Source organism: Thermogemmatispora carboxidivorans, from assembly GCF_000702505.1.
Taxonomy (GTDB): domain Bacteria; phylum Chloroflexota; class Ktedonobacteria; order Ktedonobacterales; family Ktedonobacteraceae; genus Thermogemmatispora; species Thermogemmatispora carboxidivorans.
On sequence record NZ_JNIM01000001.1, the window covers coordinates 2,960,954 to 2,983,290 of the forward strand.

The following is a 22,337-nucleotide window of genomic DNA, read 5'->3' on the forward strand; positions in this document are numbered from 1 at the left end:
TCCTGTCCCCCCACTAGCCGTTGGGGTCTAGCTCCAGAAACATATCCTCGTCCTTGGCTGCCCGCCCCAGCTCGATAGCCACACGGGGTGGAGCCACAACGTGCCAACGAGATCCGGGCAGCCCACTGCACGGCGGGCAGCAAGCAGTGGGGACATCCCATCATGCCCTGCCCCGTCGTCGAGGCGGCCAGGCATCTGGGCTGGGGCATCCTCAGGAGCGGTCATGGACCCGGCACACAGGCGGGTTCCGCTGACGGTCACCTGTGCAGCCGCCTGGTAGGCAGGAGCTGGCGGGAGGCCGTTGAGCGGAGCGCCACTGGCAGCCTGGACCGGACAGCCCTGTCCCCAGCTCCAGGCGGCTACCGCGCACGGCTGCCGCCGGATGCTACATCGTCCGCTTCCTTACCCTGATCGGGACTCGCTTCCCAGCAGGGGACCGTCGAGTACCGGGCAGACCAGGCACCGGCTCGCCCCCGCTTGGGGGACCGCCAGCCAGCCCTGCCCCTCCTGCTCGTTCAGCTCCACTTCGTAGGCTTCCTGATCCGGTCGGCCTGCCCGCTCCCAGGCTCCATACGCCTCCTGCAGCTCCCGCCAGAGAGGGCGCGGCCCATGCACCTGCAGCCGCCAGTGCCCCTCGGCCTGCTGCTCAAACAGGGCCAGGGTAGCGCTCGCTCGCTCGACCAGACACACCCCTGGCTGGCCCGAGCCAGGCAGCCGATGGACGCGTACAAAAGCCGTGGGCAGCCACCACTGGAGCCAGAATCGGAAGGCCGGCTCCTGCAGCACCTGGGGAAAGGGGTCATCCTGGACCACTGCCGTCTCTCGTACGGCCTGCTGGCGCAGCAACAGATAGCGGCGCGTCAGCGGAGACGCCTGTGGTGTTGGCTGCAACGGCATGAAGTGCAACGGGGGGGGCAGAAACCGCCCACGCGCTCCTGGACCCCGCCGCGCTCGCTCCAGGACGAGCAAGCCCCCTGCCAGTTCTCCACGAACCTCGACGACCAGCCGGCCTGCTGGCGTGAGTTGCTCTACCCATCGGCGCGGGATCCCAGGCACACTGGCGGTAGCGATGAGGCGCTCATAGGGGGCGGCTGGCGCATAGCCCTGCCAGCCATCCGCAGCGATCACCTGGACGCGCTCGCCGAAGCCTGCCGCTTGCAGGCGGACCCGCGCCTGGTGGGCCAGCTCCTCCTCCAGCTCGACCGTCCAGACCTGTCCTGTTGGCCCCACCAGTTCCGCCAGCACGGCGGCAGTGTAGCCGGTGCCTGTCCCGATCTCCAGTACGTGCTGGCCCGGCTGCACCTCCAGCGCCTCCAGCATGCGCGCCATGGCTGTCGGCGCACTAGAGGAACTGACTGGCAGGTCCCCCTGCAGTCTGATCACCAGAGGCACATCGCGATAGAGTGCCTCCAACCACGCTGCCCAGTGCTCCTGCGCCTGCGGGTCGGCTTCCCGGCGCTGCCAGCGTCCCGCGTGATCAGAGGAGGCCATCGGTTCATAATAGGCACTGATCCAGGTTTCGCGCGGCACCCGCAGGAAGGCTTCGCGGAGAGCCGGCGTATGCAGGCTGCCCTGGGCCACTAACGTAGCCACCAACCGTTCTCGCCACGGACGCGAACGGGAAGCCAGGTCCAGGGCAGAGTCAGGCACCGCGGGAACCGAGGAATCGAGCGTCATAATGCTTCCTCCTCTGGATGGGCAAGCAGCCTGGCCATGGCTTCCGCCAGCGGGAGTCGGGCGCCCAGACGCTCTTCCAGCCAGTACCATTGCCCGTTGGGATTCTGCTCCAGGTACACATATTCCCCCTCGGGAGTCAGCAGCAAATCCAGCGAAGAAAACTGTAATCCCAGCAACTGCGTCAACTTCAAGAGCTGTGTCTGTACCTGCTTGGGCAGGGAATGCAGTTCATAGCGGAGCTGGGAGTAGGCCCGGCGCCAATCGAGTACCGCTGGTTCTGTTGCGGGTGGATGGATTTCGACGGCAAAGAGCTGTCGGCCGATCACCACCACCCGCAGCGCACAAGCGGCTGGCAGGCGTTCCTGCAGCAAGTGAGGCATGACCTGGACGCCCCCCAGTGCCGCCAGATCCGACGCCTGGACCGCACTGGTATACAGATACGCTGCTGAGCCTTCAGGCCATTCCACCACCCCCCGCGCCAGCGCCTTGCAAACCACTTGTCCTTCACATGCCTCGAAGAAGGTCTGCACAGCGGCAGGGTCAGTCGTCAGCAGCGTCCGGGGAACCCGGAGGCCAACCGCCTGCGCTGTGGCCAGTTGCAGGGGTTTATACTCGGCTCGCTCAATAGCTTCTGGAGGACTCACCCACAGCGCCGGAGGAGAGGCAGCCCATCCGGTCTGGCTATACAGCAGGCCGAGCAGGCCCCGTCTCGTCTCACGCTCAATCACACGAGCAATCGGTGCAGGATAGGCCGCCGGAGCCTGGATCCGACCAGGCCGTCGCCACCACAGGCTCCGAAGCTCGGCCAGGGCCAGCGGCTCTCCTTCCAGCCAGAGGGTGCCCTCCCAGCATGGGGATGAAGCAGGGGAACGCGGTTCGTCTCGCTTCCCCAGCCAGGCCGTGAGCGCTAACTGGCCAGGCAGCGAGGAAAGGGCAGCCCGTACCACCTGCACCCCATGTCGGCGAAGGGCTACCTGAACCGGCTGTGCGTGCGCGTCAGTCGCTTCAGTCAAGATCAGGACCGTCGCCTTGCTCACTGGTCCTCCCCTGGGTCAGAATCGGTCAACAGCCCCGTCTGCGGTGGAATCTGGGTCTCCTCATCTTCGTCATCAGCATAATCCTCGACGACCTGGTTATCGTGCCCCGTTTCATAGGGGCTCTCGAAAAGAGTCCCTCCGCCTGGGGCTTCCGCTCGACAGGCAGGCCGCACGAGAAAGCGTAACAGAAACGGCATGGACAGCTCAGGGGGCCAGTCTTGGACAGAGACAGTGGGACCTTCGGCCACCATGCTTCGCCTCCTCTGGGGTGACACGGGCCAAGCGACCATGTGCCCGTTCGCCGGCACAGCGCTTCCGGAGACATCGCGCTGCGACACCTGGCGAGACAAGCACAGGACTCTGAACGTGGCTACAGCTGACGGAAGATCATATCATAAGGAATCTACCCAGGAAAGTGCAGCATGTCAAGAGCGGGAAAGTTGGCCCAGCCCCTTGGGAGCCTGGCCCAGGTCGGCCTTCCCCAGTGAGCGGCTCCTTGACAGCCGCAAGCCCCAAGAATTCCCTTGCGGCTGTCCACTGCAGGCGACGAATCGTCTGCTCATTTGCTCATGAGCTGAGCATGACGCCTGTCTTCCCGTGCTCTCACGCGAAGCCATGAAGTGAGGACACGCCCCCCATGATGGTTGGTTCCTGCTCTTCCTCCATCACGTGCTCACCGCAGCGCTGGATCTGCTCGGCCTGACGGTTGCTCCGCCTCCACCCAGAGAGGCCTGCGGCCCTGCTGATGCTCACCGCGATGGACTGCGCGGAAGTTGTTCTTCCGCTCTGCTTTGGGAGGGAGACCCACTTCCAGGGAATCAAGGCGGATACCCCAGGGAACGTGAGCAGAAGTTATACAAGAAGTTTTTTTACAGGAAGATAGGTTTTCCTCTCTCTTCAATCTTCCTTTGCAGGAAAGGAAGAACGATCTATGCTGGAAGCAGCAGGAGGGAAGTGGAGGGCACGATCGAGTCGTCACTCAGGGGTTCAGCGATCGATTCCTCAGCAAGATCGAGAGAAGGCGCTGGCCACCGCCAGAACCCGGCGCTGGTTGCGACGCCACGGACTCGATCCGGATCAACTCTTTACCGAATGAAGGGTTGTCGATTGAGACCTCCTTCTTCTGCTTGCTTTTCGGGTCCGGTTTCTGTATACTCCTGGAGTGAGGAAAACGACAGATCGGCACTCATTCTCTCAGAGTAGGCGGAACAAGCAGACAGTGTGCAGAGAGAGGGGATATGATGGCAGGCGATGCATGGGATGTGGCGGCCAGTCCGCTCTTCCGTGTCTGGCTCTGTGGCCCATTGGTCATCGAACGTCGGCATGGCACAGGCTACCAGGTGCTGCCAGCCACGATCTGGGGTGGAAGTGGCTACCCCAGACGGCTCCTCAAAGGGTTGCTCTGCAGCCCCGGACGACAAGCACGCCGTGAGGTCCTGCTTGATCGTCTCTGGCCCGAGGTGGAACCTGAGCAGGCAGCCTCTTACTTGAATCTGGCCGCAACTCGGCTGCGCAAAGTTCTAGAGCCTGGTGGAGGCCTTCCCTCACTGCTGGAGAGCCAACCTGACGGGCAGGGATACCGGCTGCCAGGTCAGGAACAGCTCTGGGTAGACGCGGAGGCGGCACTCTGGCTGCTTCAGCAGGCAGAACGGCAGCCACAGTTGCCTGAGACGCTGATCCCTTTGTTAGAGGAGGCCGTGGGCTACTGGCAGCGGGGTCCGTTTCTAGAGGGAGAGGAAGGAAACTGGGTCTGGGCGAAACGAGCAATTCACGAAAGGGCAGTCTACCGAGCAAAGCTGTGGTTAGCAGCTCTCTATGAGCAACAGGGGCTTCTCAGTGCAGCAGAGCAGCTGCTCACTGGGGTATTGGAAGAAGATCCCACTGATGAGGATGTCCTGGGGCTTCTGCTGAGGCTTCTGGGAAGACAGGGAATGCGGCATCGGGCCCGGCGGCTTTATGAACAGTTCCAGCAGACACTCTTGCAAGAAGAAGGAAGACAGCCAGGGATACGAGTCCAACACGTTCTGAAACAAGTCCTTGACGAAGGATCATCGTTATCCTTGTGCGCGTTCTTTGCTCCAGCAGACTCTCACGAGGTCTCTTCGAAGACGAAAAGAATCATGTCCCAACAATCCGGGGAGGATCACTGCTCAACGATGAATGCTTTGCGCCGGCACTTGCTTGAGACCAGCTGGAAGGCCATCGAATCGTGGTCAATTTCCTCCCTGGTAGGACCTTTCAAGGGAGACAACAGCCTTGATCCATTGATCCCACTGCTCTTGAAGAGCACGCCGGCTGATCAGACCATGCTCCAGTACTGGGAGGGTCGGGTAGAGCACCTCTGGTGTCATCGACATGGGGGCATCCTTTCCGCCTCCGATCTCCTTCGTCCGGCTTGTCGAGATGCTCGCCTCCTCACGGCCATGCTCGGTGCTTCGCTTCTCCCTCCTGAACGGCAGCGGGTCTGCCGTTTGCTGAGCCAAACGCTGCAGCTGTTGGGAGAAATTTGGCTGGATCTCGGACGCTACGCGCAAGGTCGTGCGACGCATTATGTCGCTCTTACAGCCGCTGAAGAGGGAAATGATCCCCTGCTCATTGCCATCTGTTGGGGCAGGATCAGCCTGGCAAGCCTGTATCTGGAAGCCTATCATGAGGCTTGCTCAGCCATTGAGTATGCCCGGGCTCTGGCCAAACGTCTTTCCTCGCCTTCACTCCAGGGATGGCTCGCTGCCATTGCTGCAGAAATTCACGCCCATTATGGCCAAGTGCATGAGTGCCTGCAGGCACTTGAGGAAGCACGAGCTTGCGAAGGCCCTGAAGGCGACCCGCGTGAAGCGTATCTGGTGCATTTTGACAAGGCGCTGTGCGCTGGCTATCAGGGCGCCTGTTTTCGTGTGCTAGCTCAGCCCCCTCACCAAGCTGGGCATCAGGTTCTCTCACAGGCCCAAGCCGCTCTCCAGGGCGCTCTTCAGTCCCTTGATCCAGCTTTCCTGCAACGCAAACCCACCTTCCTGACGGATCTGGCGATCGTCACCCTTCCTCTTGACCTCGAGGAAGCCTGCCTCTTGGCAAAAGAAGCGGCCCTCCTTGCAGAGCACTTCCGCTTGCGGAAAGTCCTCCAACGCCTGTCTGCTCTCCGTCAACCTCTGCTCGCTTTGCTTCCTCACTCCACCGTCAAGGATCTGCTTGCTCTACTCGCCTGGGTAGAAGCCGAAGAGCTTTCTTCGGGGGAGCGTTCTTCCTCCGCTCCAAACTACCACAGTCCCTGAATAAACCCCCCATCGACTTGAATAGCAGCTCCCGTGATATATCCCGCCTGTTGCGATGCCAGAAAGGCCACGAGAGCCCCCACCTCCTCGGGGCGTCCTAACCGCCCAAGTGGCACCTCTCGAGCAAGCTCCTGGAAGGCTTCTTCTTCAGTGCATCCCCGGGCCAGTGCTCGTTGCACCTGTTGTCCCTGACGGAGCCGCTCGGTTGCTATCCGCCCTGGGCAGACGCTGTTGACTGTGATGCCTGCTGAAGCCAACTCCCGTGAGAGCGTTTTCGCCAGGCCCACCACTCCCGGGCGGAGCGCATTGGAGAGCACCAGACCCGCGATGGGTTGCTTTGCCGCTGAGCTCGTGAGGAAAATGATGCGTCCTTCGCCCGGGTGCTGTCGCAAGAATGGGAGCGCTGCCCGCACGAGTCGAACGGCACTGAGCAGCACCAGGTCATAGGCGTCTTGCCAGTGAGTATCTGAGCAGTCTTCAAAGCCTCCCCCTGGGGGGCCTCCTGTATTATGGACCAGAATCTCTAGTCCTCCCAGCACCGCAACCGTCTGCTGGACGAGGGCCTCAATTTGTCCGGCCACACGCAGATCTGCCGGAATGGCTATTACCTGGCTTCCCGTCGCTTCACGTAGCGAGGCAGCACACTGCTCTAGCGTCTCGTGCCGACGGGCAGCAACCACCACCTGTGCTCCTTCTGCTGCCAATGTCGCTGCACAGGCTCGGCCCAGCCCACGGCTGGCAGCAGTGACCAGCACCCGTTTGCCGCGTAGTCCCAGGTCCATCGGTTCTCCTGCTCCTCCTGCATAGGACTGGCTCTTTCAGCCAGTATAGCCAGGTATGAACCAATGCGCAAGGGACTCTCTCCATCTCCACGGCTGATTGCCTTCTGACCTGGCTCTTTCGAGCAGCTCAAGATAAACCCAGCCATTATTGGCCCCTTTGCCTCCTCTTCGTGAAGATTTCATTCTCCTTTGACCGCCGTCAGCTATACTCCGCTGAGAAGCGCTCGCAAGAAAGGAGCTTGATGATGGCAACAGCCAGGTAACCATGAGGATCGGTTTTGAGCTGACTCAAAGAGACGACGCGCTGCCAGGCCCATTCCTGTCTGGACCTGCTGCCAGCCTGCACAAGTTCTGGATCTGCAATTTCTCAACCGCACCTCATATTTCATGGTCGTGCCCGGCTGTCACAGCACATGGTGCTGCTCTGCGAGAGTACTTCTGGCACAGAGAAAGAAGCCAGAGGCTCCGAGGAGCAGCAGAACGGTGAAGCAGCGCTTGCTCTGAGGGGAGAGAGGCGGGACCAGCTCACTCAGATGGTGATGATCCGAACACAGGAGGAACGATCGAGATGGCGACAGCTTTCCAAGCACTGACTGACGTGCAGACGCTGACCCCGTCTTCCTGCTCCCGCTGCCGCCGGCGGCAGGCCCAGCGAGCAGCGCCTCCCCCTCGTGTGCAGGCGCTGGCGCATCCCCTTGCCGCTGACGCTCATCCTGGAGATGACCAGCTTACCTCTGCTCATCCTGACGAGGAGATGTATAGAGATCCTGAATCTGGAAAGGAGCGCTAACATGGGGTTCTGGCATCATCTCTTCCGCAAGCGCCGCCGCGCACAGGCCCGCGCCGCCTCGTCTCCCGTCCCCGCCGGGACCACAGCGGCACCGGCATCGGAGCGTTCGAGAAAGGAGCACCTGGCTTTGCCTCCCTCCCTTCTTGCCTTTCATACGCGGTTGCTGTATACTTCTGAGCCAGAAGAGGTAGCTCGTGATAGCTCTCTGTCATGCCTGCCACACCATGACAGAACAAGCACGCGACGCGTTGAGGTCTGTGATGGAACGCCCTTCCTGCGAACTGGCACCTGGTCCGCTCTTTCGCGTCTGGCTCTGCGGCCCCTTCTGCCTGGAACGCCGCCAGGGAAGCAGCTATGCACCCCTCCCCGTGAGCGCCTGGGGCGGCAGCGCCTACCCCCGGCAGCTCCTCAAGGCCCTGCTGTGCTGTCCTGGACGTCAGGCCCATCGCGAGCGGCTGCTGGCCTGGCTCTGGCCTGACGCCGAGGCCGAGCAGGCCGCCAGTGCCCTCCATACGGCAACCACCAAACTGCGCAAAGTGCTCCAGCTCCCTGAAAGGTCCAGCCTGCTGGAAAGCCTGAACGAGGGCAAAGGGTATCGACTGCCCGGGCAAGCTGTGCTCTGGGTCGACGCGGAGGCGGCGCTCCAGCTGCTCCAGCAGGCGGAAGCGTCTCAGCGAAGCGGCGACCGCACCGCCGCTGCACGGCAGTTGGAGGAAGCCGTGCGCTATTGGCGGCGAGGAACGTTTCTGGAGGGGGAGGAAGGAGAGTGGGTGCTGGCACGCCGCGCGACGCAGGAGCGCGCCTTCTACCGGGCGCGCTGGTGGCTCAGCGAGCTGTATGAGCAGCAGGGCAAATGGCCCGAAGCTGAAGCGGTGCTCACCGAGCTGTGGGAAGAAGACCCGACGGATGGGGAGGTCGTGGTCCGGCTGGTGGCAGGGCTGCAACGCCAGGGGAGACGGCAGGAGGCCAGGCGCTGCTCTCGGCAGTGGAGGGAGTTGCTTGCCCGTTGCGGGGAGCCGCTCGATGAGCAGAGCGCGCAGGCGATCGAGCAGTTGCTGCAGGCGTCTGAGCCGACGGCAGGTCAGCCGTCGCCAGGTCCAAGAGCAGCAGACCCCCTGGCAGGCTTCCTTTCCGGCTCTGCTCAGGGTATACTAGAAGTGAATACCCTGCATTGGAGTACTGCTACGGATCGTCAACGTCGTCAACTGCTTCAGACAACGCTGGAAGGCCTGGGCCTGCTAGCTCTCCCTGGGATTGGTTCGACTTCTCTCTTCGAGGAACACGTTCATGCTCTCAATGAAGAACTGTTCCAGGTCTTGGACAGCATGCTTCAAAAGGCGTGGTCGCTCTTCTATTACCACATGGCCTCGACCAATCTCCAGCCCATTGTCCAGGGCCTTCTGCAAGCCGGGCAGCTCTTACTGCAGCAGGCCCGCTCCAACATCCTTCGGCAACGTGCCAGCGCCTTTCTGAGCGGTGTTTTTCTGCTCACGGGCAGGATTGCCCTGGATCAAACAGGTGTTTCCTTGGCTGTCCACGCTTATCAGGAGGCGCTTTCCTACGCTCGTGATGCAACATCTGCTCCACTCGAAAGTTTGGTCGTTGCCCGGATCGGTGGCGATCTGCACGAGCATCATCCCCAAAAGGCCCTCTCACTCCTGAGTGAAGCGCGTCGCCTCTATTCCTCCACGTCTGCCCAGCTTGATCAGAAGCTGCATGCCTGGATCGCTCTTCACGAGGCAGAAGCATATGCCAGGCTGCAGCAGAAACAACGTTGCCTTACCGCTCTGGGCCAGGCAGAAAGCCTGGATCTGCACGAGGCTGCTGATCCTTTCTGGACTGCTGTCGACCCGGCATTACTCTGGGGCTTTAAGGGTGCCTGCTTGCTCACGCTTGACGAGCCAGCACTGGCAGCAGAGGCGCTAGAACGCGCGAAGCAGCTCGCCGCCCCTTCAAGGCGACAACAGGCGATTTTCTCCATAGATCTCGCGTTGGCTCGCGCGTACCAGGGAGAGATCGATATGGCTTGCGCGGCAGGAGAGGAAGCACTCCTGCTGCTTCTGGAAACCCGTTCTTCTCGCGGTCTCATACGACTGCAGCAGTTATTACCTGTCTTGAGCCATTGGTCTGGAGAAGCGTGTGTCCAGCGTTGGTGGAGCACGTGGCGAGAGGGAGCCGCTCTTCTCGGTCACCTGGGCTAGCCAGATCAAGACAGAGGAGGGGAGATCCATGAACCTGGGCTTAACAGGGAAAGGGGTCCTCATCACGGGAAGCAGTCGAGGGATCGGGCGCGCCTGTGCCCTGGCCTTTGCCCAGGAAGGAGCACATGTCGCTTGCTGTGCGCGGGGAGAGCCGGATTTGCGGCGCACGCTTGAGGAATTGCGTTCCTATCCCATTCGCGCCTTCGGCCAGGTGGCCGATGTGACCCGCCTCGATGAGGTGGAGCACTTTGTCCAGGCCAGCGTCGCAGCCCTGGGGCGGCTGGACTGTGTCGTTTGCAATGTCGGCGGATCAGGAGGCAAAGGGCTGCTCCATTCCCGCGATGAAGAATGGCTGGCCACCCTTGATGTGAACCTCTTGCATGCGGTCCGGGTGATTCGGGCAGCCGTTCCTGCCCTGCAGCAGCAGCCAGAGAGTGCCATCGTGATAATCTCCTCGATCTCAGGAAGGAAGCCCTCTCCATCCGTGCAGTATGGCACAGCCAAGGCAGCAGAGGTCTTTCTCAGTCAGGCGCTGGCGCTGGAACTGGCGCCCTTGCGCATTCGTGTCAATACCATTTGCCCCGGGTCGATCCTGTTCGCCGGAGGAGGCTGGGAACGCTTTCAAGCACGTCATCCCGAAGCGTTCGCGCGCTTCGTGCAAGAGGAGTTCCCGTTTGGGCGACTCGGTACGCCCGAGGAGGTGGCTCGCGTCGTGGTGTTTGTGGCATCTCCAGCAGCGAGTTGGATCAATGGGGCAGTGATTGCTGTCGATGGCGGTCAGCAGCAGCCTTCGGCGTTCCAGCGCGGCCCGGTGTGGCGCTAGAGAGGAGGCTGAAGATGGATGCGCAGCAGTGGGGGGTTCTCTACATTATCTCTTGTGCGAGTGGAGCGGCTGAGCATGTGCCTGATCTGGTCCGTGCTGCCCAGGCAGCAGGATGGACCGTCTGCGTCATTGTGACCCCTCATGCGGTGAAGTTCGTCAATCGTCCCCTCCTGGAGCAGCTGACCGGCTATCCTGTCCGCAGCGAGTACAAGCACCCAGAGGAACCAGATGTCTTGCCGCGTGCTGATGCCATCATCGTCTTTCCTGCCACCTTCAACACGGTGAATAAATGGGTCCTTGGCATCAGTGATACGTTAGCGCTCGGACTGCTCTGCGAATATACTGGATTACAGATGCCCATTGTGGCAGTGCCTTGCGTGCGAACGCACTCCGGGCTAGACACGCATCCGGCTTTCCCGCAGAGCCTGGAGCGGCTACGCTCCTACGGGGTCGAGGTGCTCTACGAACCCGAGACCTACCCTCCCAAGAATGAGGTTCCGCCACCCGTCATCCTGCAGCGTCTGGAGCAGGTCCTGGCTGCCAGACGTGCTCGCCCAGGTCCAGGAGCTGCAACAGATCAAGGGCATGGTGCTCACTAGCCGGCAATCGGTGCGAGAGAGTGGCTGCTCCAGGTCCTCCCTTCGGTTCCTGTCCTTGTCTTTGCTTCCCCTGCCCTGCAGAGGCCCGCTTTTTTCGGCGCTCAGCACGAGGCGCGTGCGCCTCTGCCCTCTCTGCTTCTCCTGTGCACGAGCGAGGCCCCGGTCGCAAGCTGAGCCAGCAGCCTCTCCCTCTGACCAGTGCGGCCCTCCGTCCCTGGCGGAGTGGGGGATCTGAGCGTGCGCCACTCTCCCTCTCTCTCCCTCCACTCTCTCATGGATCGCACAGGATTCTCCCCTGCTTCGCACACTCCTGGTGGTAGGCTTTCGAAGGAACGGATGATCACATGGGGCTCACGAGGATCTGTGGATCAAATTCCCCAAGGGATCAAGACCCCGATCGAGAGAGAGGACAACAGGCCACCCAGAGAAAGGAGTGCGAGCCAATGGCGACCTTCCCGCAGCCACAGACTGACGTACAGACGCTGACCCCGTCTTCCTGCTCTCGCTGCCGCCGGCGGCAGGCCCAGGCCGAGACGGCTGCCCTGCCCGACCGGGCACCAGCCCCCTCCCTGGTTCCAGACAACAGGCAGGGTGCTTCTATCATACCGTCCGCTCATGCTGATGAGAAGCCGTCTATGTCTCAACGAAGGGAGCACTGACATGGCTTTCTTGCGTCACCTGTTGGGCCGGCGCCGCGCACAGGCCCGCGCCGCCTCGTCTCCCGTCCCCGCCGAGACCACAGCGGCAGCGGCGCTATCGATTGAGACAAGAGAAAGGAGGATCATGATGGCAACCGCCGTGCAACCCGTGTTCTTCGTCCCTGGCGAGCCGGGACAGCCTCGGGTCGTCCAGTCTGTTGCTGCCCAACCTTCCTGCCTGCCTGCGCCGGCGATGGCTCCCTCTGGCAGTGCACGAGTGCCAACAGCTCCTGCAGGGAGGTGAGGCTCATGCCCTGGTGGTGGCGCGCTCGCCGATCGGAAGCCGATCTGCTGTCAGCTTCCCTCGCCGCGGACAGGGAAATGGCCACCGTGGCTGTCGATGCCGCCGGACGGAGACGAGTAAAGGACATTCCCTTCCTAGACGTGGGTACGGGCACAGGCCGCTGGGCGATGGAGGTCGCCGAGGCCTTCCCCCGCTGCCAGGTCACCGGCTTCGATCGCGAGCCGCCTCGCTCCTCGCAACCTCTGCCCCCCAGCGTGCACTTCGTGCAAGGGGACCTGCTGCAGGGGCTGCCCTTCCCCAACCAGTCCTTCGGCTATGTCCATCAGCGCCTCCTGGTTGCGGGCATTCCCCTGCAGCAGTGGCCTGCCGTGCTGGGAGAGCTGCTGCGGGTCACCCGCCGCGGTGGCTGGATCGAGCTGGTCGAACTGGGGCTGGGCCTCTGGCCCCAGGGGCCATGCTTACAGCAGGTGGTGGCGTGGTGGCAGCAGTTGAGCGCCGCCCGGGGCATGGATGCCAGCCAACTCTTCCTGCTGGGCCGCTGGCTACGCGAGGCCGGTGCTGTCCAGGTCGAGCAGCGTACCCTCTGGCTGCCGGTGGGCCGCTGGGGAGGACGGCTGGGCCAGCTCCTGGCTCAGGACCTGCTGGCGGCGGCTCGGACCCTCGAAGCGCCGGTTGAAGGGCTGGGCGTGCCCGTGGCTCGCTTTCACGAGGTCTTGGAGGGCCTGGCACGCGAGTGGGAGGAGGGCCAGGTGACCTACGAGGTCTACGCTGCCTGGGGGAGCAAGCCATGAACCACACTCGACGCCGCGCGCGAGGGCGCCTGCTGGCGGGGACGGCCCCGCTGCCGCTGATCCCCCGCTCGGAATGGGGACGGGCCGCCCTCCTGCTGGGCGATGTCTCACGGCTGCTGGTGCCCCTGCTCTCGGCTGCCGGGCAGCAGTCCTGGCTGACCTGGCTGCAGACCTGCCGGACCCAGGGACCCGCGGAAGCGCTGCTGCTGCCGATCCGTCTGGGGGACCCAGAGGAAACGAACCTGCTATCAGTCCTGCAGCAGCTCGAACTGGCGCACGCCCTCCTCCAAGCGCGCTGTCGCGAAGCCGAAGACCTGGGGAGCGACTGGCTGCTGCTGGATGAGCTGGAAGCCCGTGAGCTGCGCTGGCTGCTGGGGCTGGTGGAACGCTTTCTGCGCCGCTTCCTGCGGCGGCCCCGCGCCTCGCTCTCGGACCAGACCCTGGCGCAGTTGCGCCAGGGTCCCCCACTCCTGCGGCGCCTGGGGCGGGCGGTGCGCTTCCAGCCCCGACGCGAGGGGCTGAATTGATGAACACGCGGCGTGACTCACCGCTTCCTCTTTGTGCCGCTTGCCTCTCTCTCGAGAGCATTCTGGAAGAAAGGAGATTCTCAGTGTCATGAGTCAGACGGTGCTGGCGGTGCAGTTCCCCGAGGAGAGCCCCGCCGAAGCCGGCGCTATCAGCTGCGAAGTGATTCTCGAAGCCTGGCAAGCCATCGAGCAGGCCCTCATTCAGCTCGAGCACCTGTCGCCGGCGCAAGCCTGGCAGGTGCTGCTGGCCCCGTACGGCCTGCAGGTCGTGGGGGCCGAGGGGAGGGCCGACGGGCCGGCTGCTGTGCCTGCCGAGCCAGCCTCTGCGGGAGGGGTCCGATGACGCCCTCCGCCAGCCCTCCGCCGGCGCCGTCGTTCGTCCCTGCCGCCGACTCCCGGAGCGGCGCCTGCGCCGCCCCGGGCCCTGGAGCAGGCCCAGGAGGAGCCTGTATGACCCAGACCGACTTTCCAGGACCCCTGGACCCGACGCTGCGCCCGCAGCTGGAGGCGCTCTTGCAGGCCATCCGGCAGCACCTGGCATCGGCTCTCCCGCCCTGCTGGCTGCTCGTGCCCGCGACGCAGCTGAGCGCCCTGCGGCAGACCCTGGCCCAGGGTTGCCTGCAGACAGGCCTGCCCTGGCTCTGGCTCCCCGTCGTTCCGATCACGCCGGCCGCCGCCCCGCACGAGGTGGCCCCGCTCCTCGAGGAGGGCGAGCGCTGCTCCTCTCCAGAGGAGGCGGCGGCCACCTGGCCGGCGCTCTGGCGGCTCCTGCTGGGCGCCGGGCCGCTCGTCGTCGTCCTGGTGCTGGCCCGCCCCGACCCGGCCCTGGTGGGGCCCGCGCTCCTGTCGCTCCTGCGCGTGCTCTCGGGGCCCGGTCGGCTGCTGGTGCTGGTCCAGCCGCAGCAGGACCCGCCAGCCAGGCGCGTGCATCCGCTGGCAGCACTGGTTCATCACCATCAGGAGGAGAGCGGTGAGCCTGGGGCAATGGGTCTGGCCTGAGCCCTTCATCGGGCGAGAGCACGCATTCACGCTTTTCACCGCCTGGCTCGGGGAGCTGCGCCGCGAGGCCCCGTGGATCCTCTTCGTCTTAACCTTGTAGGCCTCCCATGTCCTGCAAGACATGCTGCCCACCCCGGCGCACTCCAGGAAAGGAAGGTGAGCTAGCTAGGGATAAATCACCGTGGAGCGGCGACTGACGGCAAACTGCTCGTGCCGTTCAAGGAAGTCACTTACCACTTCGGTGAAGGCCTCAGGCCGATCATCGGTGAGCGCGTGCGCTGCATCGTAGATCAGCACAAAGTGGCAGTTGGGAAGCAGCGACTTGTAGATGCGGCCCATCTCCGGCGGAATGACACCATCATGTGTGCCGAACAAGACGAGTACCGGCACCGAGAGGGCCTTGAGCCGTTCCTCAAAAGCGTGATCGCGGTTTGGCCCTATCAGCCGCATGACCATTGGCCATGTCCTGGCCTGGACCTCCGGGTCGGGAGTTGGAGCCGAGGCAAAACGTTCGGGGTGGGCATGGAAAGCGCGCATCAAGGCTTCGGGATCGTCCACTGCTGGAGGCGCAGCCTCGTCTGGACGAATAGCGGCCGGAGCTTCCAGAACCAGAGCCTGCACGCGCTCGGGAGCTTGTAACGCCAGGGTTAAGGCCGTCTTGCCTCCAAATGAGGTACCCCAGAGATTGAAGGTATCGATGCCGAGATTGGTAATAGCTCGCCCCATGGTGGCAGCTAATTCGTCCATCGTTTCCTGGTTGTTCGGAGCCGAGTGCCCAAAACCAGGCATCTCAAAAGCGATCAGCCGGTTGGTCAGGCTCAGCAAATAATGGGCAGGGGAGAGGAAGAGTCCTCCTGCGCTGTGCAGGTGCACCAGGGGAGTGCCCTGACCCGCTTCCAGGTAGCGGATGCGGAAGCCATCTGCACTGCTCTCTTCCTGGGAACAGATCGCCCTCCGGGATCTCCTGACCAGGCGTCGGCTGAGAGGGGAAAGCGGTTGACTGACTCCCTGCCAGGAACGTGCAGACAGCGATCGTGTGTCTGCGGACAGACTCTCCTGGGTGTTCCAGCACGGAGCGCAAATCGCACACGCTCAGGATCACACCTGCACTGCAGCCTGTCTTTGCGCACTGCCTGCAGTGCAGGGTGTGCCTTGGCCTGCCCCCGTTCTTCCCTCCCCAGCGGGCTGCTTAGGAGGAGGATGGTTCTGCCGTCCCGGATGAGGCGAGCCGTTCCGCCGCTCGTACAGCGACGGACAGGGTAGCCGTCCCCAGCTGCCAGCAGCACGTGGGACCTTCCCAGCGCAATTCCAGGGCCTCCGGAGGCGGACACCCCAGGGCCTGCCACTGGGCTGCTGCGGCCTCCAGCTGCTGCCACCACTGCGCCGCCTCACGGCCATGCGCTCGCACCAGCCACTGAGAAGCCGTCTCCTCCTCCAGATGCACCAGCGCGCGCTGCTGCGGGTGCAAGCAATTCACCATCCACTGGCCTGCCCTCGTGCGCCCCACTGTGCCAAAGGCCCCAGTGGCCCACTGCAGCCACCATCGTCCAGCAGGCTGCTGGAGGGCCTGAGGCACCAGGCTCGTAGCCAGCTCGCGCCACTGGCGAGCCGGCTGGCGACTCAGCTCGTGAAGGGACTGCAAGCCGAAGCGCTCCCCGCTCAAGGGCATGAAGGCGCATGGCTCCGGCAGGCACCGTCCTCTTCCCTGGAGCCTGCCCGGCTCCGGCTCCGCCGCAACGGCCTCTGTGCGCTCCACCACGAGCAGCCGGCCTTCCTGCAGCCCCCCTTGCAGCGGCAACACGAGCCGCCCCCCTGGAGCCAGTTGGCGCAACCAGGCCAGCGAGAGCGAGGCCGCACTGGCTGTCACCAGCAGGCGTTCATAGGGCGCCGCCGCTGCATACCCCAGCCAGCCATCGGCACCGATCACGCGGACTGGCCCCACTGTGCGTAACAGCGCCTGCCGGGCTTGCGTGGCCAGTTCCGGCACCACCTCCAGCGTGACCACCCGCCGGGGCTCCCCCGTCAGCCAGGCCAGCAACGCGGCGTTGTACCCGGTCCCCGTCCCGATCTCCAGCACCCGCTGCCCCGGCAGCACCTCCAGTGCCTCCAGCATGCGCGCCATATAGGAAGGCATGGAGCTGGAGCTGCTGGGCCAGTCCCCATCCAGGCGCGTGACCAGCACCTGATCGGTATAGACGAGTTCCAGCCAGCGCTCGTGCCCGCAGGCCTCTGCCTGGCAGCACTGCCAGCCTCGACCGTCCTCCGTACGCACGTAGCAGTGAGAGACAAATACTTCGCGTGGCAGCGCGGCAAACGCGGCAGCCACTCGCGCTGACCGCAGCACCCCGCAGTGCCGCAGGTGCGCCACGAGCTGCTGGCGGAGCTCGCGGCTCCGCCAGCTTTCCTCCTTGCTCACCACAAGCCCACCTCCTCGGGCGAGGCCAGGAGGGTGGCCATCGCCGCGGCGAGGGGGACCCCCGTCTGCTGTTCCAACCAGTACCATTGACCTGCAGGATTCAACTCTAAGAACACTTCTTCTCCCTCGGGGGAAACGATCAGATCCAATGCGGCAAACTGCAGGTGAAAGTGATGCAGCAGATCCAGCACGCGCTGCTCAGTTTCGGAGGAAAGCTGGCGCCGTCCATAGCGGAGATCAGTATAGCAGCGACGCCAATCCAGGCGCGTGCGTTCGGACGCTTGCGAATAGATCTCGAAGGCAAAGACCTGCTGCCCCATCACCACCACCCGGAGCTCCAGCGCCTTGGGAATCTCCTCCTGAAAGAGAGTGGGAGCACTTCGCACTCCCTCCAGCCAACCAGCATGCTCAGGCAGGACCCGCTGGGTATAGATCACCTGCGTCTCTGTGAGAGGAGGCGTTGCTGGCAACAGACCACGCGCCAGCGCTTTGCAAATGACTCTCCCCTGACATTGCTCGAGAAAGGCCCGGGCCGCTGCCGGGTCCGTCGTCAGCAGCGTGCGAGGAATGCGCCATCCCAGCTGCGCTGCGGCCTGCAGCTGCGCCGGCTTATACTCCGCGGCCTGGAGCCGCTCGCGCTGATTGACCCAGCACGGGCGGAGCCCCCAGCGAAGCCGATGGGCTGCTGGCTCTGCCTCCCGGTTCTGGCCCGCTGCCTCCCACACGACAGGTCGTTCCGCCAGGACTCCCAGGAACCCACGGGTGGTCTCGTCCTGGATAAAGGTCTGAACAGGTGGGGCATAGGCTCCCGCCGCCTGCGGGAAACGAGGCCGTCGCCACCAGACGCTGATCACCTCCTCTATTCCCCAGGCCTCCCCTGGGGGACAGTGACAGGTTCCTTCCCAGCCGCATGCATCAGTGCTGAGCATGGCCACCAGGGGAGCGTGGGCCAGCCGCGTCGGCAGATCTGCCAGATCCAGGCAGACCGACTGTATCCCGCGCCGCCGGAGCTCCTGGATCACCGGAGGTGCATGGGCATCTTCCTCACGAGTGAGGATCAGCACAGTTGATCGAGCCATCAGGTCCTCCCCGTCTATTGCCCTCCCCTCACCACCATCCCTCCACGTCCTCCTGCGGATTCGAGTCCGCTCGCTGCCCGGTGTTGGTGGGTGCCCCTCCAGAGATATCCTCATCGTCCAGATAGTCCGTATGAGTGGGTCCATCAGGACCGGTCTGGTAGGGCGTTTCCGAAATGGTGAGATCATCGTCCCGTTCGCTCACTGGCTCCAGGTAGTGAAGCAGGAAAGGAAGGGGGAACCGTTCTGGATCATGCGTCAGGTGAGAAGCAGTCATCTGCTCGTGCTCCAGGTCCACACGTGCCTCGCGCAGGGAGAACACCTGAGCGGGGACAGGAGGGCTGGTCGACCACTAGGCCGCTCCCTTTCTGCAGCAGAATGCACGCGAGTCTGTGAATACAGAAAGAGTATAGTCACACGTGCTCCTCCTGTCAAGTCGTGCTCTGAGAAGCAGCCTCAGCAGACGAGCAAAAAGCTAGCCAGGCCCGGTGAGCAGCAGGTCTCAACAGGAGGAAAAGCCAGTTCTGTTGCGCTCGGTCAGCTCGAGCGCTCCAGACGTGGCCCAACGGAGCGCGCCATCAGTGTCCCGGGGCTGATCTTCCCGGCCTGGCAATGCGAGAGCGATGTTTCCTTCATGCCCTGGCGAGCGTCTCTGACGACCATGTTGCTCAGAGGACAGTGCCACCGGCTCAGGAGCACTCGCTGACCACTGATGGAAGGAAAGCAGCGTCCCCGCCGCTCTTCAGGCTGGCTCAGTGGCAGGGAGATCGATCCGCACGAGGAGACTGCAAGGCGAGCGTGCTCTGCTGCTCCATGAGCATACTCATCCGTATGATAGGATGAGAGGCAGGAGAAGAAAGGAGCACGGAGAAGGTCCTCTTGCGCCGCCTCTTCCCGCGCCGCCGCGCCCGCGCGGCCCTCGCCCAGGCCGTCCCCACGGACCTGGCGGCCTCGGGCGGGCCGCCGTCTGCCCGGCAGCGCCAGTATCTGCCCGACGTGCCCTACTTGCTGCCCAAAGATCCCCTCGAGGATCAACGGCTCAACTACCAGCATCATGCTTTGTATCGCACGCTCAGTAATCACTATCTCGCGCCACTCGTCCCTGAGAGCACCCGCACCGTCCTGGACGTGGGCACCGGCACTGGCATCTGGGCGTTCGAGATGCAGGCCCTCTTCCCCCATGCCTGTATCGTCGGCGTCGACGTCTCCTTGCAGTCCCTGCCGCAGCCGGTGCCGCCCACCTGTGTGTTTGTGCACGCTCACCTCGTGGAGAGCCTGCCTCTCCCTATCGAGCCGTTATCTTCCTCTTCTCCAAGCTTCCCCTGCGCAAGCGCTGAGCATCTCCCGTCTAGAGAGGTCTCTTGAGGAGGCCGACGAAGGCTCTACCTTCCTCATCTTGACGAGCACGATGTGCAATGCTATCCTGAAAGCAGCTCTCCTTCGCATGGGTCAAAAAGCCTCTCGTGCTAGACTGTGGCCGAGGAGATCAGACGGCAAGGGTCAAGCCATGCTGAGGGTGAAGCAGCGAGACCCACGTAAGAGTGAATGAGGGAGGTCTCTACCAGCAGGTTGGTAGGAGGTTCCGAAGATGCAGGGTCATCCAGCTATATCTCTTGTGCCTCATGTCTCCTCCTCATGCCGTCTGCGAGTCTACTTGTATGGCCCCTTGGAGGTCTGGAAGCGGAATCCCGATGACTCCTGGAGCCTGCTTGATAAGGCCGCCTGGGGCAAAGGCCGACCAGCTCGCTCTGTCTTCAAGCGGTTGCTGACCGCCCCTGGACGGCATCTTTCGCGCGCTGCTCTTCAAGAGGATCTGTGGCCAGATATCGATCAGGCTGCCTTTGCCGATAAGATGGTCTACAGCGCGGTCAATCAGATCCGCCGGGCCATTGGCAAAGAGCTGGTGCGCACGCTGGAAACGGGCTATGCACTGGCAGATCAATCGATCATTTGGGTCGATCACGACGCTTGCCGAGGACTGCTTGCTGAAGCAGAGAATTGGGGAGGCACCACGGATGAGGCTGTGCCTCTTTTAGAGCAGATTCTGACTTATCAGGAGCGAGGCGAGTTGCTAGAAGGAGAGGACGGCACCTGGGTCTATGGCGTTCGACAACGCGGCGAGGAGATGCTGAAACAATGCCGGCGCTGGCTCGCTGTGGCCTACGAACGGCAAGGGAAACTCTGGCAGGCAGGAGAACAGTATCGAGCATTATTTCACGCTCTTCCACCAGATGAAGAAGCGCTTCGGGCCTGGATCACGATGCTCCTCCGGCATGGAAGAGTTCAAGAGGCGTTGAGATGCTACCAATTGGCTAAGGAAGCTGCCGAGGCTCAAGGGTTCCCCCTCTCGTTTCACTTCGATGCCCAGGCACTTCCTCCTCAGCAGGTGTCCTTTTCCATACCCTTCGCTTTTCCCCAGCTCCTTCCTCCCTTCCCACACACCTCCGATGAGTCAGTTCGCTCTGATCTTGTCATCGTCACTGAGGCAGAGCTGTGTGATCGTCTGACAACGCTGCTCGCTCAGCCAGCAATGACGGGACAGAGAGAAATCAGATATTTTGACCAGCAGACACGGCTTTACTGGATGGCTCGAGAAGAACAGGCTTTACCGCCACCCGTGCTGTACTCGGCTGTCGTGAAATATCTGGAAAGCCTCACGCTGGTGCTTGCCAGTGCTCGGACAGCAGACTGTCGCCAACGGCTTTGTGCCACCATCAGCCGGACGGCACTGCTTGCGGGCGTCTTGTTGTATGATAGAGGACACTCTCTGAAAGCTCGGACTTACTACCGACTGGCCATGCGCGCAGCGGCTGAGGCCGGTGATCCTGCTCTGCAAGCAGTCATCTGGGGATGGAAAAGCTTTACCTGGACCTACGCATCTCAGTATCGGAAAGCGCTTCACTGCATCCAGGCCGCACGTCAGCTTGCTCCCGCCCGGGCTGATCGGCTGCTTTACGTCTGGCTAACAGCAGTCGAGGCTGAGATTCTTGCTCATCTGGGTCATCGTGATGCCTGTCTCCAAAACCTTCGTTTCCTTGAGCAGGAGGGTTCCTCTGCCCAGGGATCTGATCTCGCTTTCCTGGTCGAATTTCAACCTGGCTTACTCCTGGGCTATAAAGGGGTGTGCCTGCAACTCTTGTATCAGCGGCAACAGCTCGCAACGCTTGGCCTCTTGCGTGAGGCCCAAGGGGCTTTGGAGCAGGCCTTAACCACGACTCCACCACCCAGACGCAAACTGTACTATCTCAGCGATCTGGCCAGCGCCTATGCTCGCCAGGGAGAGATCGAGCACGCATGTACCTATGTGACGCAGTGCCTTGCGCTGCTGGCTCAGCTTGGAGAACAACCGCGAGCCGCTCAGAAGCATCTGTTTCAGGTCCAAGAGCTGTTGCAACCCTATCAGGATGTGGCCGCTGTCAGAGCACTCAAGGAACAGCTTCGCCCCTTCTCTCTCAAGGGGTAAGGAGAGAACAGAGCTCGGCAAGGTCATGCACCATCCAGTCAGGGTGCACGGGACTCTCCTTGCTCAACCCGCTGCCGCTGGCGTCGTACCAGATGGTCAACAGACCGACCTGCTGAGCGCCTGCAATGTCGCGGGTCAGATCATCGCCGATCATCCAGGCTTCAGAGGCACGAAGGTGGAGCCGCTCTAGTGCCTGCAGAAAGATACGCGGATCTGGTTTCGCGATGCCTACCTCTTCCTCGATCAGCACCGCATCAAACCATGAGGCTAATCCATGCTGCGCGATCTTGCGGCGTTGATAGGTCGCGTTCCCATTGGTCACAAGAGCCAGAGCCAGCGAGCGCTGGCGGCAGAACTGAAGCACTTCCAGTGCATGAGGGGCAAGGAAGCGATGCGTATCTCGGAGCCGCTCGTAGGCACGCACCATTTCCACCGCCATCTCTTTGTGAACCCGATGCAGGCTCGCCAGAGCATCTTCAACCACTTCTAGCCGCGTCTCAAATGGTGCCAGGCGATCTCTCCGCTGTTGCTCGGGATCATGCGCGATGGTACGTTGGTAGCTCTGATAACTCCTCTGCAGGGCCTCAAACAGCGCCTCAGCAGACAGATCCAGTGCCGGAGCAAAGGAGCAAGCCACTTCTTGCCAGCTCTGAGCCGGACTCTGGCTCGTGAGCAAGAGGACACCGTCCATGTCAAAGAGCAAGCCCCGCGGATGAGAAATCTGTCTGTGCTCAGAATACGCCTTCATCAGGCAGAGTATACCATAGATCTCTCTCTCCTGACTACCGCTCTTCTTCTCCCTATAAGTACAGCGCTTTCCCTCGCTCGTGAACGCTCTCCACGAGGGAAGAGGCGGCTCGCGGCCATTCCTGCCCTGGCACAGGGTGATGGCAGAGACGGTTCTCAGAAACTTCGGAGAAGAGTCACAGAAAGGTTGGAAAAACC

Annotated in this window: 19 protein-coding genes; 9 read left to right on the plus strand and 10 right to left on the minus strand. The window is 62.6% G+C overall.

Annotated elements, in window-relative coordinates; genetic code table 11:
- Positions 1-402: 402 nt before the first annotated feature.
- From N688_RS11595 to N688_RS11605, 3 genes are read right to left on the minus strand one after another with little or no spacing between them, the layout of a single operon-like run.
- Complete coding sequence (locus N688_RS11595) at positions 403-1,677, minus strand: rRNA adenine N-6-methyltransferase family protein (protein ID WP_052889432.1); 1,275 nt, start codon at positions 1,675-1,677, stop codon at positions 403-405.
- Entirely contained in the window at positions 1,674-2,714 is a 1,041-nt protein-coding gene (locus tag N688_RS11600; protein WP_052889433.1) for an MvdC/MvdD family ATP grasp protein, read from the minus strand. Before N688_RS11600 ends, N688_RS11595 begins: the two co-directional genes overlap by 4 nt.
- Positions 2,711-2,965, minus strand: a complete 255-nt coding sequence (locus N688_RS11605; protein WP_052889434.1) for a hypothetical protein — start codon at positions 2,963-2,965, stop codon at positions 2,711-2,713. Before N688_RS11605 ends, N688_RS11600 begins: the two co-directional genes overlap by 4 nt.
- 987 nt (positions 2,966-3,952) lie before the next feature.
- On the opposite strand from N688_RS11605, the gene N688_RS11615 reads away from it, so the two are divergent.
- Positions 3,953-5,983 (plus strand): AfsR/SARP family transcriptional regulator, encoded by a 2,031-nt coding sequence (locus N688_RS11615; RefSeq protein ID WP_052889436.1) that lies wholly within the window; start codon positions 3,953-3,955, stop codon positions 5,981-5,983.
- Here N688_RS11615 and N688_RS11620 read toward each other — a convergent pair.
- Complete coding sequence (locus N688_RS11620) at positions 5,968-6,765, minus strand: SDR family oxidoreductase (RefSeq protein WP_052889437.1); 798 nt, start codon at positions 6,763-6,765, stop codon at positions 5,968-5,970. The two genes, N688_RS11615 and N688_RS11620, sit on opposite strands and share 16 nt — an antisense overlap.
- Positions 6,766-7,815: 1,050 nt before the next feature.
- On the opposite strand from N688_RS11620, the gene N688_RS11630 reads away from it, so the two are divergent.
- From N688_RS11630 to N688_RS11660, 7 genes are all read left to right on the plus strand, one after another.
- Entirely contained in the window at positions 7,816-9,756 is a 1,941-nt protein-coding gene (locus N688_RS11630) for an AfsR/SARP family transcriptional regulator (RefSeq protein ID WP_052889439.1), read from the plus strand.
- Positions 9,757-9,784: 28 nt separating this feature from the next.
- Complete coding sequence (locus N688_RS11635) at positions 9,785-10,579, plus strand: SDR family NAD(P)-dependent oxidoreductase (protein WP_052889440.1); 795 nt, start codon at positions 9,785-9,787, stop codon at positions 10,577-10,579.
- Between the two features lie 14 nt (positions 10,580-10,593).
- Positions 10,594-11,178 carry a flavoprotein gene (locus tag N688_RS11640; RefSeq protein ID WP_052889441.1) on the plus strand — a complete coding sequence of 195 codons (585 nt, stop codon included), beginning with the start codon at positions 10,594-10,596 and terminating at the stop codon, positions 11,176-11,178.
- 947 nt (positions 11,179-12,125) lie between these two features.
- A complete protein-coding gene (locus tag N688_RS11645) occupies positions 12,126-12,911 on the plus strand; it encodes a class I SAM-dependent methyltransferase (protein ID WP_052889442.1) in 786 nt (261 codons plus the stop codon).
- Positions 12,908-13,438 carry a hypothetical protein gene (locus N688_RS11650; RefSeq protein WP_052889443.1) on the plus strand — a complete coding sequence of 177 codons (531 nt, stop codon included), beginning with the start codon at positions 12,908-12,910 and terminating at the stop codon, positions 13,436-13,438. The genes N688_RS11645 and N688_RS11650 overlap by 4 nt, the downstream gene beginning before the upstream one ends.
- 88 nt (positions 13,439-13,526) lie before the next feature.
- The gene (locus tag N688_RS11655) at positions 13,527-13,781 is read left to right on the plus strand and encodes a hypothetical protein (protein ID WP_052889444.1); all 255 of its coding nucleotides are present in this window, start codon (positions 13,527-13,529) and stop codon (positions 13,779-13,781) included.
- 107 nt (positions 13,782-13,888) lie between these two features.
- Complete coding sequence (locus N688_RS11660; protein ID WP_052889445.1) at positions 13,889-14,437, plus strand: hypothetical protein; 549 nt, start codon at positions 13,889-13,891, stop codon at positions 14,435-14,437.
- A 165-nt stretch (positions 14,438-14,602) separates the two neighbouring features.
- On the opposite strand, the gene N688_RS11665 is transcribed toward N688_RS11660, so the two are convergent.
- The 5 genes from N688_RS11665 to N688_RS22810 all read right to left on the minus strand — a co-directional run bounded on the left by N688_RS11665 (position 14,603) and on the right by N688_RS22810 (position 19,186).
- On the minus strand, positions 14,603-15,310 hold the full coding sequence (locus tag N688_RS11665; protein WP_162179542.1) for an alpha/beta fold hydrolase: 708 nt from the start codon (positions 15,308-15,310) through the stop codon (positions 14,603-14,605).
- A 316-nt stretch (positions 15,311-15,626) separates the two neighbouring features.
- Positions 15,627-16,853 carry a methyltransferase domain-containing protein gene (locus N688_RS11670; protein ID WP_162179543.1) on the minus strand — a complete coding sequence of 409 codons (1,227 nt, stop codon included), beginning with the start codon at positions 16,851-16,853 and terminating at the stop codon, positions 15,627-15,629.
- Positions 16,850-17,932 carry an MvdC/MvdD family ATP grasp protein gene (locus N688_RS11675; RefSeq protein WP_052889448.1) on the minus strand — a complete coding sequence of 361 codons (1,083 nt, stop codon included), beginning with the start codon at positions 17,930-17,932 and terminating at the stop codon, positions 16,850-16,852. The genes N688_RS11670 and N688_RS11675 overlap by 4 nt, the downstream gene beginning before the upstream one ends.
- 28 nt (positions 17,933-17,960) lie before the next feature.
- Entirely contained in the window at positions 17,961-18,206 is a 246-nt protein-coding gene (locus N688_RS11680; RefSeq protein WP_052889449.1) for a hypothetical protein, read from the minus strand.
- Positions 18,207-18,466: 260 nt separating this feature from the next.
- A complete protein-coding gene (locus N688_RS22810; RefSeq protein ID WP_156025390.1) occupies positions 18,467-19,186 on the minus strand; it encodes a hypothetical protein in 720 nt (239 codons plus the stop codon).
- Between the two features lie 331 nt (positions 19,187-19,517).
- Here N688_RS22810 and N688_RS11690 point away from each other — a divergent pair, with 331 nt between their 5' ends.
- Positions 19,518-21,392 carry an AfsR/SARP family transcriptional regulator gene (locus tag N688_RS11690; RefSeq protein ID WP_052889451.1) on the plus strand — a complete coding sequence of 625 codons (1,875 nt, stop codon included), beginning with the start codon at positions 19,518-19,520 and terminating at the stop codon, positions 21,390-21,392.
- Here the strand turns inward: N688_RS11690 and N688_RS11695 are convergent.
- The gene (locus tag N688_RS11695; RefSeq protein WP_052889452.1) at positions 21,382-22,140 is read right to left on the minus strand and encodes an HAD family hydrolase; all 759 of its coding nucleotides are present in this window, start codon (positions 22,138-22,140) and stop codon (positions 21,382-21,384) included. The genes N688_RS11690 and N688_RS11695 overlap by 11 nt on opposite strands.
- Positions 22,141-22,337 lie beyond the last annotated feature (197 nt).

What these genes read in the sequence shown, in the direction of transcription:
- N688_RS11595 (WP_052889432.1), bottom strand. Translation starts at nt 1,677, where the DNA reads ATGACGCTCGATTCCTCGGTTCCCGCGGTGCCTGACTCTGCCCTGGAC.
- N688_RS11605 (WP_052889434.1), bottom strand. Translation starts at nt 2,965, where the DNA reads ATGGTGGCCGAAGGTCCCACTGTCTCTGTCCAAGACTGGCCCCCTGAG.
- N688_RS11615 (WP_052889436.1), top strand. Translation starts at nt 3,953, where the DNA reads ATGATGGCAGGCGATGCATGGGATGTGGCGGCCAGTCCGCTCTTCCGT.
- N688_RS11620 (WP_052889437.1), bottom strand. Translation starts at nt 6,765, where the DNA reads ATGGACCTGGGACTACGCGGCAAACGGGTGCTGGTCACTGCTGCCAGC.
- N688_RS11630 (WP_052889439.1), top strand. Translation starts at nt 7,816, where the DNA reads ATGGAACGCCCTTCCTGCGAACTGGCACCTGGTCCGCTCTTTCGCGTC.
- N688_RS11635 (WP_052889440.1), top strand. Translation starts at nt 9,785, where the DNA reads ATGAACCTGGGCTTAACAGGGAAAGGGGTCCTCATCACGGGAAGCAGT.
- N688_RS11640 (WP_052889441.1), top strand. Translation starts at nt 10,594, where the DNA reads ATGGATGCGCAGCAGTGGGGGGTTCTCTACATTATCTCTTGTGCGAGT.
- N688_RS11645 (WP_052889442.1), top strand. Translation starts at nt 12,126, where the DNA reads ATGCCCTGGTGGTGGCGCGCTCGCCGATCGGAAGCCGATCTGCTGTCA.
- N688_RS11650 (WP_052889443.1), top strand. Translation starts at nt 12,908, where the DNA reads ATGAACCACACTCGACGCCGCGCGCGAGGGCGCCTGCTGGCGGGGACG.
- N688_RS11655 (WP_052889444.1), top strand. Translation starts at nt 13,527, where the DNA reads ATGAGTCAGACGGTGCTGGCGGTGCAGTTCCCCGAGGAGAGCCCCGCC.
- N688_RS11660 (WP_052889445.1), top strand. Translation starts at nt 13,889, where the DNA reads ATGACCCAGACCGACTTTCCAGGACCCCTGGACCCGACGCTGCGCCCG.
- N688_RS11675 (WP_052889448.1), bottom strand. Translation starts at nt 17,932, where the DNA reads ATGGCTCGATCAACTGTGCTGATCCTCACTCGTGAGGAAGATGCCCAT.
- N688_RS11680 (WP_052889449.1), bottom strand. Translation starts at nt 18,206, where the DNA reads ATGACTGCTTCTCACCTGACGCATGATCCAGAACGGTTCCCCCTTCCT.
- N688_RS11690 (WP_052889451.1), top strand. Translation starts at nt 19,518, where the DNA reads ATGCAGGGTCATCCAGCTATATCTCTTGTGCCTCATGTCTCCTCCTCA.
- N688_RS11695 (WP_052889452.1), bottom strand. Translation starts at nt 22,140, where the DNA reads ATGAAGGCGTATTCTGAGCACAGACAGATTTCTCATCCGCGGGGCTTG.